The organism is Paraburkholderia sp. (genome assembly GCF_047605525.1).
In the GTDB taxonomy this organism is placed as follows: Bacteria; Pseudomonadota; Gammaproteobacteria; order Burkholderiales; family Burkholderiaceae; genus Paraburkholderia.
This window is the reverse complement of the sequence record NZ_JASGFN010000020.1, coordinates 38,912-53,761: the sequence shown is the minus strand read 5'-3', so window position 1 is coordinate 53,761 and position 14,850 is coordinate 38,912. Positions and strand designations below refer to the sequence as shown.

The following is a 14,850-nucleotide window of genomic DNA, read 5'->3' as shown; positions in this document are numbered from 1 at the left end:
ATGGCTCACTATGACCTCCACACGCCTGTCGACGAGTCACAGATCCGCAGGTTGCGAGTGAACGATACGGTGACCTTGCATCAGACGCTTTTCGGTATCCGCGACGCGACGCAGATCCATCTGTTCGACAAGGGGCGCACGACGGAATTCGACCTTCGAGGTCACGCTGTCATTCACACTGCGCCCAACGTGCGCAAGGTCGCGCCGAGCGATGAATTCCCGGCGGGATATCAGCCGGTCTGCATCGGCACGACCACGTCGGACCGCATGGAGCGCTTCACGCGCCCATTGATGGAACAGTACGGCGTGCGCATGATCGTCGGAAAAGGCGGCCTGCGCGAAGGATCGAAGTCGGCGTTCCAGGATCTCGGCGGCGTCTACCTGGCAATCATCGGTGGCACCGCAGCGCTCGAAACGACCTGGATCGAGAAGATCGAAGCCGTCGATCTGGACGATCTCAATCCGGAGTCGCTGTGGAAATTCAGGATCAAGGGCTTCGGTCCGCTGCTCGTGGCCATGGACAGCCACGGCGGCAGTCTGTACGACGAAGTCAAGGGCGACACCGCCGCGCGGCGAGCCGAAGTGCTCGAACGTCTGGGAGTACACGCAAGATGAATATCGAGCGCATCAGGACGGATATCCTGATTCTGGGATCGGGTGGCGCCGGTCTGTTTGCCGCGCTTCATGCGCACGGGCAGGCGCCGGACCTCTCGATCACCGTTGCGGTGAAAGGGCTGCTCGGGAAATGCGGCTGCACACGCATGGTGCAGGGCGGCTATAACGTCGCGCTGGCTCCGGGTGATTCCGTGGAGCGTCACTTCATGGACACGATCGAAGGGAGCAAATGGCTGGCCAACCAGGACCTTGCGTGGGCACTGGTGAATACGGCGGTCGAGCGCGTGCGCGAACTCGAAAACGAGCTCGGCTGCTTTTTCGACCGTAATCCCGACGGGTCGATTCATCAGAAAGCGTTTGCGGGCCAGACGTTCGACAGGACAGTCCACAAGGGCGATCTGACCGGAATCGAGATCATCAACCGGCTGGCCGAGCAGGTATGGAGCCGCGGTATCAACCGCCTCGAGGAGCACAGAGCCGTCGAACTGATCAAAACCGCCGACGGCAAACACATCGCCGGTGTGTTGATGATCGACATGCGGACCGGCAAGTTCATATTCGTGCAGGCGAGGGCGGTACTGCTCGCAACGGGGGGCGGTCCGACGATGTACAAGTTCCATACGCCGTCGGGGGACAAGAGTTGCGACGGACTCGCGATGGCGCTGCGCGCGGGCCTCACGCTCCGCGATATGGAAATGGTGCAGTTTCATCCTACGGGGCTGCTTGCCGGCAGTCATACGCGTATGACCGGAACCGTGCTCGAAGAAGGATTGCGCGGTGCGGGCGGGCAATTGTTGAATGGCTCGAAAGAGCGATTCATGGATACCTATGACAAGCGCGGCGAGCGCGCGACGCGCGACATCGTTTCGCGCGGCATCTATTCTGAAATGCGCGCGGGGCGGACTTCGCCCAATGGCGGGGTGTACATCCAGATGAGCCATCTCGGCCCCGACAAGGTCCGAAAGCAGTTCAAGGGCATGGTGGAGCGTTGCGCGGACTGCGGGTTCGATCTCGCGGGCGGGCTCGTCGAAGTGGTGCCAACCGCGCACTACATGATGGGCGGCGTCACGTTCCGCACCGACTGTAGTACCGAACTCAGCGGCCTCTTCGCCGCGGGAGAGGACACCGGTGGCGTGCACGGAGCGAATCGGCTGGGCGGCAACGGTGTGGCGAATTCCACGGTATTCGGTGGAATTGCGGGCGACAACATGGCGAAGTGGGTAAAAGCGCAAGGTCAGTTTCGGGAACCCGATCCGTTTGCCATCGAAGGCGCAATAAAGGATGCGGAAGCACCATTTTCCAGAAACGGAAAGGGCCTCGAGGACATTCGCGAATCACTCTATGAATGCATGTGGACGAATGTCGGCATTATTCGCGATCGCGACGGACTGTTGCGGGCACGGAAGATCCTGGGCAAGCTTTACGAACGCCTGTTGCTGACCGGTGTCGTGGACGGCACGCGCACATTCAACGCACAGTGGCACGATTGGCTGAACCTGAAGAACCTGATTTCAGTTAGCCAGATCATCACTGAAGCGGCGATATCCCGCGAGAATTCTCGGGGCGCTCACTTCCGCGAAGATTTTCCGGAGGCCGGCGATCTGGAGATGTCCGCTTACACGACGATTCAGAAACGTGAAGGAGAAGTCGAGATCAAACAGGAGCCAGTGATATTTAGCCGGGTACGGCCGGGAGAGACGATTCTTTGCGAGCAGATGGCGGAATGAGGGGTGCCGCGTGGCAAGCCCATTTCCAGAAACTGCTTTGCGGTCCAGCTTGAATCGAGCCCGCGCCGATCCACCCTATTTCAAACGGAGACAACATAATGCCCCCCAATCTCGTTCGTACGCTCAGGCGCGGGCTGGTGCTCGCCGCCGCGCTTTCCGCCGTCCTGCAAACGCAGTCGATCGCTCATGCAGAAGACGCCTGGCCCACCCAGCCGATCCGGATCATCGTTCCCTTTTCGGCAGGCGGTTCGACTGATGTGCTGGCCCGCACGATCGGCCAGGGATTGGGGATGTTATGGAAGCAGTCCGTGATAATAGACAATCGCCCGGGTGCGGGTGGCATGATCGCCGCTGAAGTCGAGGCGAAGTCCGCCCCTGACGGTTACACATTGATGCTGGCTTCGGGGAGCATGTTCACCGTCAACCAGTACATTTACAAAAAGCTGCCTTATACGGGCAAGGATTTCAGCTATATCACGACGGTGGCAAGTAATCCGATGGTCGTTGCCGTTGCGCCGTCTCTGCCCATTTCGAATGTAAAAGAACTGATTGCGTATGGGAAAACGCAACATCCAAAACTGAACTTTGGTTCGGCCGGCATCGGGAGTCAGGTTCACATGGCCGATGAAGCCTTTGCGGGAGCGGCGGGCATTCCGATGGTTCACGTGCCGTATAAGGGCGAGGTGCTTGCGCTGAACGATCTGATGGCGGATCGCGTACAGGTCGTGTTGCCGAACATCGCCGCGGCCATGCCCTTCATGAAGGGCAAGACGATCAAGGTGCTCGCCGTGACCGGCGACCGTCGTTCAGGCGCGTGGCCCGATATTCCAACGGTGAGCGAAGCCGGTCTGCCCGGTTTCAATGTGACGGGCTGGTTCGCACTCGTGGCGCCCGCCGGTACGCCTGCGAACGTCATCAACAAGATTCAGCAAGACACCGTGAAGGTGCTTTCCCAGCCTGATACTCGCCAACGCCTGGCGGTGCTCGGTATGGACCCGGTGGGCGACACGCCTCAGCAACTGCAGAGCAGGATCGCCTCCGAATCGGCGAAATGGCAAAAAGTCGTCAGTACGAGCCATATCACTGCAAATTGAAGTGCGGCGCGGTGCAAAGCCGACTCCCGGTTGTTCCTTCAGTTCTGGTTCCTTTAAGCCCGCCGGATGCAATATCCTGGCGGGCTTTTTCATTTCACCGGCCGATCTTCGACGTCGCATCACGAACGCAGCGGCCTTGCTGAAGTTAGCGCACGATCGATCGGCGATCAGGTGTTGAATTCGTTGGAAGGAACCGAAGGATCAATCGCTGCTTGCCCTCGGCATTTCGGCGCGTGATTCACCCGGACCTACGCGTTCCGCTTTGTTCGTGCGGCGGCGGTTTCGCTGTGCGGACAACGTGACCATCACGACGAGCAACAGGGATGCGACAAGGAATCCGAGACTGATGGGCCGATCGATAAATATGGACATATTCCCGTGCGAGATCAGCAGCGCACGGCGAAAGTTCTCTTCGATCATCGGTCCGAGGACGAAGCCAAGCAGGATGGGCGCAACCGAGAAGCCAAGGTAGTTGAAGACGGTGCCGAGAAGGCCGAACGCCAGAACCTGCCACACCTGGAAGAGGCTGTTCTGTGTGCTGAACACGCCAACCGCAATAAAGAACATCGCGGAAGGAAAGAGATAGCGATAGGGTAGCCTGAGCAATTTGACCCACACGCCTATCATCGGCACATTCAGCAGAACGAGAAGGATATTCCCGATCCAGAAACTCGCAATGAGTCCCCAGAAGATATCCGGGTGCTCGGAGATCAATTGCGGACCGGGCGTAATACCCTGAATAATGAGCGCGCCCAGGATCAGCGCCATGACCGGATCGCCGGGTATGCCGAGGCTCATCGTCGGGATGAAGTCGACCTGTGTTTTCGAGTGCGACGACGCCTCGGGTGCCGCGACGCCAGCAATCACGCCGGTCCCGAATGCCTGGGGATGCTTCGAGAGCTTGCGCTCGAGCGCATACGCGACGAATGTCGTGATCGTCGGGCCGGTTCCCGGCATGGCCCCGAACAGCGCGCCCACGGCCGTCCCTCGCGTCATTGGCCAGAACGTGGCTTTGAGTTCCTCGCGCGTGGGACGCATGTCCTTGAAGCGCACGTTGAGCGACTTGCCTGATACCTGCATCCTGTTGACGTTGCAAAGGAAATCGGCCAGACCGAAGAGACCCATGGCGATAGCGACCAGTTCAAGCCCATCGTTCATGTCGGTCAGGCCAAAGGTAAAGCGGAACGTGCCCGTATTGACATCGGTGCCGACCATGCCGCAAAGCAGGCCGAAAAGCGTCATGGCTACGCCCTTCAGCGCGGAGCCTCTCGACATCGTCGAGCCGGCGAGAAGACCCAGCAACATGACCGAGAAGATTTCCGCGGGACCGAACTTGAATGCCATTGCGGTGAGCAATGGAGAAGCGAAAATCATGAGGATGATACCGGTGGACGCCGCAAAGAATGAACTCAACATCGTGATGCCGAGCGCCGCGCCGCCTCTGCCTGCCTTCGCCATCGGATATCCGTCGAGGCAGGTAATCGCATGGGGAGGGTGAGACGGGAGATTGAGCAGAATGGCGCCGATCGCGCCGCCGTATTGTGATCCGTAGAAAATACCGGCGAGCATCAGTATCGCCGGGACCGGGTGCATCACATAGGTAAGCGGCAGCAGTATGGAAATCGCCGAAAGCGCCCCCATGCCCGGCAACACGCCTACCATGTTGCCCACGAGGACGCCGAAGAACGACCACATCAGGTTGGAGCCCTGAAGCGCAACCGAGAAGCCGTAAAGGAGGTCATGCAAGGATTGTTCGATCATGTTGCTTACTATCCCCAGGCAAACGGCGCCAACTGAAGTTTTAGCGCCCACGAGAAGACAACGAGGGCGATCGCGCACATGACGATCGACAACGCGGCTGCGCGAAACAGGGTATTGGTTCGGTCTCCGAGCGCGGAAATGAACACGATCGCGAACGTAGCGGGAAGCAGGCCGCCGTACTTGCCGATCAGGATGAAGGCCAGCGTGCCCGCGATAATGCAGACGGCGCCGCGCAGGTCGGGCAGTCGCGAATGCGGGTCCGTCGGGTTGGAGGCCGCTTTGGGCAGATCCCTCGCCAGCGTGGCAATCAGAATGCCGACAAAAGCCAGAAGAGTGCCCACGGCTACGGGGAAGAAACCCGCCCCCATGCTCGTCAACGTTCCAACGTCATAAGACATGCCGGCGTACGCGGCACTCACGCCGATCACGACCATCAGTGCGCCGGCGTAGTAATCCTTGCTGAAAGAAAGTCCGCGGTTCAATGCACACCTCCGCCGCCTGGAGCGATTGACAGCCGGCGCGCAGCCCGGCGCATGACGTCTGGGGAGTACGTGGGTCAGCTACGTTGCCCGGCTCGTGCGTGGTGGCTGGGCGAAAGAAGCATTACGAATGGAATTCTGCTGTACAACCGGCGCGGACCCGCGGCCCGCGGAGAGCATGGTCTGCTCGATATACTCATACAACTCATATGTATGAATCGCAATGTAGTGTGTTAGCCTTCTGATTGCCATCAGGGAAAACATGGGTGTCGGCGCATCGTCGATGCGCGAGAAGAAGAGAATCTTTTGTTGACTTCAAGAATTACTGACTTTTCACCGTGATGGATGACGCGAATAATCAATTCGATCAATGAAATGCGGAAATCAAAACGTTCTGAACAGGAGAGATCGCAATGTCGATTGCAAGCCGCGGCGCCGACACGCTGGTAAAGACGTTGTCGAAGGCAGGGGTGAAGCATGTCTTCACTCTGTCGGGCAACCACATCATGCCGGTGTTCGACGCTTGCATTGGCGCGGGAATCGAGTTGTTCCACACGCGCCATGAGGCAGCGGCAGTGCATATGGCAGACGCCTATGCACGGTTGACGGGTAAGGTCGGCGTCGCGCTGGTGACCGGTGGTCCCGGTCACGCGAACGCGGTTTCGGCGCTCTATACGGCTCAGATGGCGGAATCGCCGGTGCTGCTTCTCTCCGGGCATGCTCCCCACGATCAGTTGGGCATGGGCGCTTTCCAGGAAATGCGTCAGGCGGATGTCGCGGCGCCATTGGTCAAGATGGCGGCCACGGCACGGCATCCCCATGCTCTGGCCGATGAGGTTGTCGAGGCAATGCGCGTCGCCCAGTCCGGACGGCCCGGGCCCGTTCATTTGAGCCTTCCGACCGACGTATTGGAAGGCGCATCTCTGATGCCCGAAGAAGTGAATGCCGACCGCTTTTTGCCGTTCAGGCAACTGCTTGACGCTACAACGGCAAAGCGCCTGGCCGCGAGCCTCGCCGGCGCATCGCGTCCGCTGATCCTGGTGGGTCCGGCGTGCATGACCCGCGCCGGCCGCGAGCGGATCGACACGCTCGCGGCGGCACTTGGCGTGCCGGTCATTGCAATGGAGAGTCCGCGGGGAATCAACGATCCGAGTCTCGGGGCTTTCGCTGAAGTCCTCGCGCAGGCTGACCGCGTGATGCTGCTTGGCAAGCGGATGGATTTCACGCTGGCATTCGGAAGATCGCCCGCGTTTTCGCCGAGCTGCACGTTTCTGCAAATCGATCCGGAGCCTCAGGAGATTGCGCGCACGCGTCGCGCCGTGGGGGAGCGCCTGATCGGAACGGCTGTCGCGGATAGTTTCCCTGCGCTCGAAATGCTGGCCGCGATTCGCGGCGACGCCCGGACGGCCGACGAACGATGGGCGCGTGACGTGCAGGACGCGATTACATGGCGGCCCGAACAATGGAGTACAGCGTCATCGTCGCTGGAAAAGCGTATTCATCCTGTTCAGGCACTCGCGCCGTTCCAGACTCTGCTGGACAGCCATCCCGATGCCGTTTTCATCTCCGATGGCGGCGAGTTCGGGCAATGGGCGCAAGCTTGCCTGCATGCGCCCAATCGTGTCATCAACGGGGTTGCAGGGGCGATTGGCGCCGCGCTTCCGTTCGCGCTGGCCGCGCGCATTGCGTACCCGGACGCGCCAGTCGTTGCCGTGATGGGGGATGGCACTTTCGGGTTTCACGCGGCTGAAATGGATACCGCCGTGCGTTACGGGTTGCCCTTTGTCGCCTTGGTTGGCAACGATGCGCGCTGGAACGCCGAGTATCAGATCCAGTTGCGATGTTATGGCCCCGAGCGGCTGAACGGCTGCGAGCTGCTGCCCACACGCTACGATCGTGTGAGCGAGGCTTTTGGTGGATGGGGTGCTGTCGTCGAACATGCCGAAGATATGAGAGACGCGGTCACGCAGGCACAGGGTTCGAAGCTGCCGGCATGCGTGAACGTCATGATCGAAGGTGTGGCGGCTCCGTCTTTCAAGCGCCGCGTCTTGTAAGCCGCTTCTCGCTCGCCGCATTGCGCGGGCTTCATTCCGCGTACGCCGCCGAGGTCGGCGGCTCTGCGCTCATGTGCGCTTTCCCCTTTCTGTCCGGCGTGCTGTTTAGCACGCTGTTTGGCGGCCCAGCGCACAGAGCGGGATCTGCCATGGCGATAGTCTCGTTTCCAAACGGTACGAATTCCGTGCCGCGAGAGTGGCATGTCGTTTGCAACAGGTCGGCCTCCACACCATATCAATAACGAGAACCATCATGCGATCCGACCGCACCGCTGCCGAATTTGCCCAGCCTCAACCACTGCCGGGGGCGCTTCTCGATGACGCCGGCGAAAATGTGCGGCGACGTCCGGCACGAGCGCTGACGCGAGTTGCGTTCTGCTTTGCGTGGCTGTTCGGGCTGGAGCCGTTTCTGACGGTATCGTCCGACGAGGCAACGAGGCTCGATCGTCATTGAGACGTCGGGCGTTGAAAATTTCGTTTCGAGGCGGCGCAATTTCTACATGCGATGACGGCGGGAGTTGAGCCGTTGCGCGCATGCTGGCGCAAACCCGTTATTAGCATGAACAGGCGCTGGCCGATCGGCAATCGGGAATAGCTGTTGCGCGCATCCGGCGATGGGAGACCTTCCCGTTCATCTGGACACCCGCCATGCAAACCGATCCGACCATCGACCCCGTCGCCGACCCCGCCAACCAGCCGCTCGACGAACCCGACGAGCAGCCTCGGCCATTGCCGGATACGCCGCCCGAAACCGACCCGCTCGCACCCGGCGCCTCTCCGGAGGACGAGGAGGCGCTCAGGCGCTCCCGGCAGAGTTCATAAGCTGGAATCTGGCGGAATCAGGGAAACTCCGGTGTGAAAAAAGAGGACAACCGGGCCGTTAAATGAATACGGCAGGCTTATTGATATTTGCCTGCCGCTTTCAGCACGGGTTTTGTCACGCGGCGGCCGGCGCCGCAATTCACCTCCGGACAACGCCCGTGCTGAAGGCTTCTTCGCGATGCACAGGCATCTCATAAAAGCGCCGGCGAGTACGCAAGCTGAAGTGAGAATCCGGAACGCCGCCATCGAGGCGGATTTTTTATCGACGGTAGTTTCAGGTATTGCAGACGGAGAGCCTTGAGCTGTGAGGCTGACCGGGTTATCGAGTGAATCTGATAAATAGCAATTTCGCAGAATAATCAGCGTAATGGTGAAAAGAGTTAATCACGCTATAGAAAGCCCATTCACCGAATGGGGTGCGCGGAAATGACAGCGTCGACTCCATTAAGTTCCCCGCATGTCGGAACTAAATTCCAGTCGGCACCGAAAGCATTGCTTTCAATCGTCCCATTACAAAAATAACCGTAATTTATTCCTTAATTGTTCCGACCCGATTACATCACCCGTATTAAATTGATGTTGCAAACGCACAACTTTGAATATTGAAAGATTGCAAATTTCATTTGAATGGGATCATCGCGCCTTGCGTTGATTTTGCAATAAATGATGGAAAAACAATCACTTAGGTCATTCCTGCCGAAGATTGTTGCGGAATTCGAAAAATCCTGTTGTGTGATTTGTCGGCGCTGCTACTAGGGTGTCCCCCTACACTCACGCTTCGTTTCAAGGGTGTCCCGCTGATCCGCCCGGTTCGGCCAGCGGGGCGGCGGCAGATGCGGTGCATCCGCTGCGGAGGCAGGTTCCGCTCCCCGTATAAATTTTTCGAATTGGAGTTCCCATGAAAAAGAGTCTCATCGTCGTCGCGGCTGCCGCATCGTTCGCTTCGGTCGCTCACGCACAAAGCAGCGTGACCCTGTATGGTCTGTTGGACGCGGGCCTGACGTACACGAGCAACGTTGACCACAACTCCAAGTGGGCAGCAGGCAGCGGCGGCATCAACCAGAGCATGTTCGGCCTGCGTGGTTCGGAAGACCTGGGCGGCGGCCTGAAGGCAATCTTCACGTTGGAAAGCGGCTTCAACATCAACAACGGCAAGTTCGCTAACAACAACGGCATGTTCAACCGTCAGGCGTTCGTCGGTCTGTCGAGCGAGCAATTCGGTACGGTCACGCTGGGTCGCCAGTACGACGCAGTGCAGGACTATCTCGCACCGCTGACCGCGACGGGTAGCTGGGGCGGCACGTACTTCGCGCACCCGTTCAACAACGACAACCTGAACACCAACGGCGGTCTGTCGGTCAACAACTCGATCAAGTACTCGAGCGCTAACTACGCTGGCTTCACGTTCGGCGGCACGTACGGCTTCTCGAACCAGGCTGGCGCATTCGCAAACAACCGCCAGTACAGCGTGGGCGCCGCATACCAGTGGCAAGGCCTGCACGTCGGTGCTGCCTATGCACAGCAGAACAACCCGGCTGCTAACACAAGCGGCGCGTCGGACGGCGTTCTGGCGAACACCTCGGGCGTTCTGACCGGCGACTTCCGTCAGCGTCAGTTCGGCGCGGCGGCTTCGTACGGCTTCGGTCCGGCACTGGTCGGCGTGGCATGGACGCAATCGCGCGTCGACAACCTGGTCGGCGCGGCACCGGGTCAGCGTCAAGGCCACACCAACAACTATGAAATCAACGGCAAGTACAACGTGACCCCGGCTTTCGGCCTGGGCGTTGCGTACACGTTCACCGACGCACGCGGCTACGGCATCAATGGCGACGGCAACGACATGAAGACCCGTTACCACCAGATCGGCCTGCAGGCTGACTACTCGCTGTCGCGTCGCACGGACGTCTACGCTCAGGCTGTGTACCAGCACGCCATGGGCGACGGCGGCGTGGCTTCGATCTACAGCGGCGACAACTCGATCCCGACCTCGTCGTCGAAGAACCAGACGGCGGCTACGGTCGGTCTGCGTCACCGCTTCTAAGCTTCAGCAGAAGCTCCTGTAGTACCAGAAGGTGCCGTTCGCGGCACCTTTTTTTATGCTCGCGGCAAACCGGCCGGCGCTCGGCGTGCCGATGATGGATGGATCACGGTCCATGCTGCGCCTCCCACACTTCGGCGCGGCAACGTATTGCGGTCTTTGACAATTGGTCATTGCTTCGTTGACAAGAATTGACCTTTACCCAAGCTCGCTTCGAGTAGTCTCGAATAATTGTTGTATGGACACCATTTATACGGCGACACCAGCACGCGTTTGGCGCGTGCGCGCTTTGATGCATGAATACTCTTTCTTCCGAATCCGCCGCGACATGGCCGGTCGTTCAGGAGTTAACCGATGAGCAATGGCAACGTGTCGCGCCGCTGCTGCCCGAAACACTGAACGACGGACCGCGTCGCGGCCGTCCGCCGATCGATCTTCGCCGCGTGCTCGACAGTGTGATGTGGGTGCTGCGCACGCGTGCGCCGTGGAGCGCGATGCCCGATCACTACGTGCCGTATCAGACTGCGCATCGCTACTATCTGCGCTGGAAAAAGTCGGGCGTGCTGACCGAGATCATGTTCACGCTGTTCAAGACCGACGCGGCGCTCGAAATGCGCACGACGCGCAGGGGCGGCGTGCGCGCCGGCCAGGTCGCCGAGACCTGAGGAACACGGATTCGCCGCATGTGGCGCATCCCACTAGATCTGTTCGCGCCCGAACGCGCATAGACGCTCGAGATCGAGCACGTCGATCTGGTTATACGACAGACGCAGAATCCGCAGCCTTTCGAGGTTTTGCAGCGCCTGATTGATCCGCTGGCGCGACACGCCGGCGAGCAGGCCGACTTCTTCCTGTGAAATCGTGAACGTGCGGCCCGTGTCCGGATAGAGGTCCGGGTTGAACAATTGCGCGAGCGACTGCGCGACGCGCGCGTCCACGTCGAGCAGCCGGCTGTTCTGGATCGACGCGATGAATTCACCCATCCGGTTGTTCAGTTGCCGGATCACGAAGCCCGTGAACGGCAGGCTCGATTCGAGCAGCGCATGGAAGGTCGCGGACGGCACGAACATCACGAGCGACGGCTGGATCGCCGCCACGTCGTATTTGCGCAGTTCGCGCTTGATCACGCTGCCTTCGCCGAACCACCCGCCCGGCGGCACGCCCGACAGCGTGCAACTGCGGCCCGACGCGTTATAGATGGCGAGCTTGATGAGCCCGGTATGCACGCCGATCCAATAATCAGACGGTTCATTGCGGCGCGCGATCCACGCCCCGCCTTCCAGATGCTCCGCGTGCGCGCTGGCGAGCACGAGCGCCTGGTGCTCCGCGGCGAGCGCGCGAAACCACGCGCAGGCCGCGAAGAGCCGCGCGAGCCCGGCGGGCGCGACGCGCTGGGGCGGGCGGCTGTCGGCGCGGGCGATGGAGGGGGCGTCGTTCATAAGCGATAGGCGATAAGCGGCGATTGGGGAGCGGTTCCGGCCGGGCCGCTTCGGCTCTGGTCCGGATCCTGGATGCGCCTTACTCTGTCATTTGAATGACAGACAGTTCGCGATGACAATTGCTAGGCTTTCCATCAGAACGGCTTCCAGTCAGAACAATCATCGGCGCGGCCCGCGCCCCAGGAGACGATGCAATGACACAGCATATGTTCGACGAAGGTCTCGAGCGGCGCGAGGCCAACTACGTCCCGTTGACGCCGATCGACTTCCTCGTGCGCGCAGCGCAAGTGTATGGCGAGCGGCTCGCGGTCGTCCACGGGGAGATTCGCCGCACCTGGCGCGAGACCGACGAACGCGCCCGGCGGCTCGCGAGCGCGCTGCGCCAGGCCGGCATCGGGCGTGGCGATACGGTCGCCGCATTGCTGCCCAACATCCCGCCGATGGTCGAAGCGCACTTCGGCGTGCCGATGGCCGGCGCCGTGCTCAACACGCTCAATACCCGACTCGACGTCGCATCGCTGCTGTTCATGCTGCGCCACGGCGAGGCGAAGGCGCTGATCGTCGATACCGAATACGGCGAATTCGCGCATCGCGCGGCGCTCGAATTTCCCGACCTGCGCATCATCAGCGTGGCCGACGCGCTGCCCGCCGACGCCGCGCAATTCATCCGCGCGACCGACTACGAGCAGTTCCTGCAAAGCGGCGACCCCGCTTTCGAATGGACGCAGCCCGCCGACGAATGGGATGCGATCGCGCTCAACTACACGTCGGGTACGACCGGCGATCCGAAGGGTGTCGTCTATCATCACCGCGGCGCATATCTGAATGCGCTCAGCAATATCCTCGAATGGGACATGCCGAAGCATGCGGTCTATCTGTGGACGCTGCCGATGTTCCACTGCAATGGCTGGTGCTTTCCGTGGACCGTCGCCGCGCGCGCGGGCGTGAACGTCTGCCTGCGCAAATTCGACGCGAAGACCGTGTTCGAGCTGATTCGACGCGAGTGCATCACGCACTATTGCGGCGCGCCGATCGTGCAGAGCGCGCTCGCGAATGCGCCGGCCCAGTGGCGCGACGGCATCACGCATCGCGTATCGGCGATGGTCGCGGGCGCCGCGCCGCCGGCCGCCGTGATCGCGAAGATGAAGGAAATCGGCTTCGATCTGACGCACGTGTACGGGCTGACCGAAACCTACGGGCCGGCGGCCGTGTGCGCGAAACAGGACGCGTGGGACGCGCTCGACGACGACACCCGCGCCGATCTGACCGCGCGGCAGGGCGTGCGCTATCACCTGCAGGCGGCGGTCGCGGTGCTCGATCCGAACACGCTCGCGCCGGTGCCGGACGACGGCGAAACGCTCGGCGAGATCATGTTCCGCGGCAACATCTGCATGAAGGGCTATCTGAAGAACGAACGCGCGACCGAAGCGGCCTTCGCGGGCGGCTGGTTCCATACCGGCGATCTCGGCGTGCGCACGGCCGACGGCTATATCCGCATCCGCGACCGCAGCAAGGACATCATCATTTCGGGCGGCGAGAACATCTCGAGCATCGAGGTCGAGGACACGCTGTACCGGCATCCGGCGGTGTCGGTGGCGGCGGTGGTCGCGATGGCCGATCCGAAGTGGGGCGAGGTGCCGTGCGCGTTCATCGAGTTGAAGGAAGGCGCGCGGGCGACCGAGGAGGAAATCATCGCGCACTGCCGGCTGTTTCTCGCCGGCTATAAATTGCCGAAGGCGGTGCGCTTCGGCGAATTGCCGAAGACTTCGACGGGGAAGATCCAGAAGTTCGAATTGCGGGCGCGGATCAATGCGGAGGGGAAAGGGTAACGCGGTCACGCGCGGCGTCCGGGTCGTTCAGCAGGCTGCGCATCCCGTGAACCAAACGCGAACGCACGCGCCGTCAGATCCCTACCTTGTGCGCATTCAGGATCAGCCGCAAGCCGAGCGCGGTCACCGCGCTCGCGGCGATGCGGTCGATCCACGCCTTCCAGCGCAGATAGATTTCACGCGGACGCTTGCTCGAAAAGCACAACGCGACGATCGTGTACCAGCCCGCTTCAATCGCGAAGATCGCGGGCGGCAGCGCGAAGTAGCACCACACCGGCGGATGCTGCGGCAGCAGCGCCGCGAAAATACTGCCGTAATAGACAGCCGTTTTCGGATTGCTGAGCTGCGTGCTCAGGCCGATCCAGAACGATTTGCGCGGGTTGCCGGCGCCGCTTTGCTCGGCCTTGAATGCTAGCGGTTTCGCGGCACCGCGCCAGATCTTCGACGCGAGGTAGATCAGGTAGACGCCCCCGGCCACTTTCAGGCCGACATACAGCCATTCGACCGTCGCGAGCAGCGTATAGAGGCCGAGCAGCGCGATGCCGCTGAAGAACACGCCGCCGATGCCCATGCCGAGCGCCGTCGCAAGGCCGTCGCCGCGCGACAGGCCGATCGCGTTGCGCGCGACGATGACGAAGCTCGGTCCGGGACTCATCGCGCCTAGCAGCAGCGCGGCGAGGATCGTGAGGATGGCGGTCGAGGCGGGCATTGTCTTGTCTCCTGGAGGGGCGGCCGTCAATGAAACATGACTTGACGGGCCGATACCAGATCTTTCTGGCGAGCATCGCATTGTCCGCCAATTGCGCCGCTGAAGCCACGAATACTGAAAAAGCCGTAAGCCTCGCAATAAACGCTATTAGAAAAAATCCGTTGCTGCGGACCAAAGAAATTGAATGCTAGAATGCCCGTCCATACGCTGAAGCTCTCCCTCGGAACAACGAGGCGAAACGCGGGCGCAATTCGAACTGCCGGCTGGCGAATTGGCTTGATTC

At 60.8% G+C, this 14,850-nt stretch carries 13 protein-coding genes; 9 read left to right on the top strand and 4 right to left on the bottom strand.

What is annotated here, in order from left to right:
* The 3 genes from QM685_RS25865 (at position 1) to QM685_RS25855 (ending at position 3,436) form a co-directional block, all read left to right on the top strand.
* Positions 1 to 615 (top strand): fumarate hydratase C-terminal domain-containing protein, encoded by a 615-nt coding sequence (locus tag QM685_RS25865; RefSeq protein WP_415120775.1) that lies wholly within the window; start codon positions 1 to 3, stop codon positions 613 to 615.
* On the top strand, positions 612 to 2,342 hold the full coding sequence (locus tag QM685_RS25860; protein ID WP_415120773.1) for an L-aspartate oxidase: 1,731 nt from the start codon (positions 612 to 614) through the stop codon (positions 2,340 to 2,342). The genes QM685_RS25865 and QM685_RS25860 overlap by 4 nt, the downstream gene beginning before the upstream one ends.
* Before the next feature lie 98 nt (positions 2,343 to 2,440).
* A complete protein-coding gene (locus tag QM685_RS25855) occupies positions 2,441 to 3,436 on the top strand; it encodes a Bug family tripartite tricarboxylate transporter substrate binding protein (protein ID WP_415120771.1) in 996 nt (331 codons plus the stop codon).
* Positions 3,437 to 3,637: 201 nt separating this feature from the next.
* Here QM685_RS25855 and QM685_RS25850 read toward each other — a convergent pair whose 3' ends face one another.
* Entirely contained in the window at positions 3,638 to 5,197 is a 1,560-nt protein-coding gene (locus tag QM685_RS25850; protein ID WP_415120769.1) for a tripartite tricarboxylate transporter permease, read from the bottom strand.
* A gap of 8 nt (positions 5,198 to 5,205) precedes the next feature.
* Positions 5,206 to 5,631: a tripartite tricarboxylate transporter TctB family protein gene (locus QM685_RS25845; RefSeq protein WP_415120964.1), complete on the bottom strand. Its 426-nt coding sequence runs from the start codon at positions 5,629 to 5,631 to the stop codon at positions 5,206 to 5,208.
* A 458-nt stretch (positions 5,632 to 6,089) separates the two neighbouring features.
* On the opposite strand from QM685_RS25845, the gene QM685_RS25840 reads away from it, so the two are divergent.
* From QM685_RS25840 to QM685_RS25820, 5 genes are all read left to right on the top strand, one after another.
* Positions 6,090 to 7,730 (top strand): thiamine pyrophosphate-binding protein, encoded by a 1,641-nt coding sequence (locus tag QM685_RS25840; RefSeq protein ID WP_415120767.1) that lies wholly within the window; start codon positions 6,090 to 6,092, stop codon positions 7,728 to 7,730.
* A gap of 253 nt (positions 7,731 to 7,983) precedes the next feature.
* The gene (locus QM685_RS25835) at positions 7,984 to 8,184 is read left to right on the top strand and encodes a hypothetical protein (RefSeq protein WP_415120765.1); all 201 of its coding nucleotides are present in this window, start codon (positions 7,984 to 7,986) and stop codon (positions 8,182 to 8,184) included.
* A 194-nt stretch (positions 8,185 to 8,378) separates the two neighbouring features.
* The gene (locus QM685_RS25830) at positions 8,379 to 8,552 is read left to right on the top strand and encodes a hypothetical protein (protein ID WP_415120763.1); all 174 of its coding nucleotides are present in this window, start codon (positions 8,379 to 8,381) and stop codon (positions 8,550 to 8,552) included.
* A gap of 898 nt (positions 8,553 to 9,450) precedes the next feature.
* Complete coding sequence (locus tag QM685_RS25825; protein ID WP_415120761.1) at positions 9,451 to 10,593, top strand: porin; 1,143 nt, start codon at positions 9,451 to 9,453, stop codon at positions 10,591 to 10,593.
* Positions 10,594 to 10,886: 293 nt separating this feature from the next.
* Complete coding sequence (locus tag QM685_RS25820) at positions 10,887 to 11,255, top strand: transposase (protein WP_415120759.1); 369 nt, start codon at positions 10,887 to 10,889, stop codon at positions 11,253 to 11,255.
* A gap of 33 nt (positions 11,256 to 11,288) precedes the next feature.
* Here the strand turns inward: QM685_RS25820 and QM685_RS25815 are convergent, their stop codons facing one another.
* Positions 11,289 to 12,029: a Crp/Fnr family transcriptional regulator gene (locus QM685_RS25815; RefSeq protein WP_415120757.1), complete on the bottom strand. Its 741-nt coding sequence runs from the start codon at positions 12,027 to 12,029 to the stop codon at positions 11,289 to 11,291.
* Positions 12,030 to 12,223: 194 nt separating this feature from the next.
* Here QM685_RS25815 and QM685_RS25810 point away from each other — a divergent pair, with 194 nt between their 5' ends.
* Positions 12,224 to 13,858, top strand: a complete 1,635-nt coding sequence (locus tag QM685_RS25810) for an acyl-CoA synthetase (RefSeq protein ID WP_415120755.1) — start codon at positions 12,224 to 12,226, stop codon at positions 13,856 to 13,858.
* 73 nt (positions 13,859 to 13,931) lie between these two features.
* Here QM685_RS25810 and QM685_RS25805 read toward each other — a convergent pair whose 3' ends face one another.
* Positions 13,932 to 14,567: a LysE family translocator gene (locus QM685_RS25805; protein WP_415120753.1), complete on the bottom strand. Its 636-nt coding sequence runs from the start codon at positions 14,565 to 14,567 to the stop codon at positions 13,932 to 13,934.
* Positions 14,568 to 14,850 lie beyond the last annotated feature (283 nt).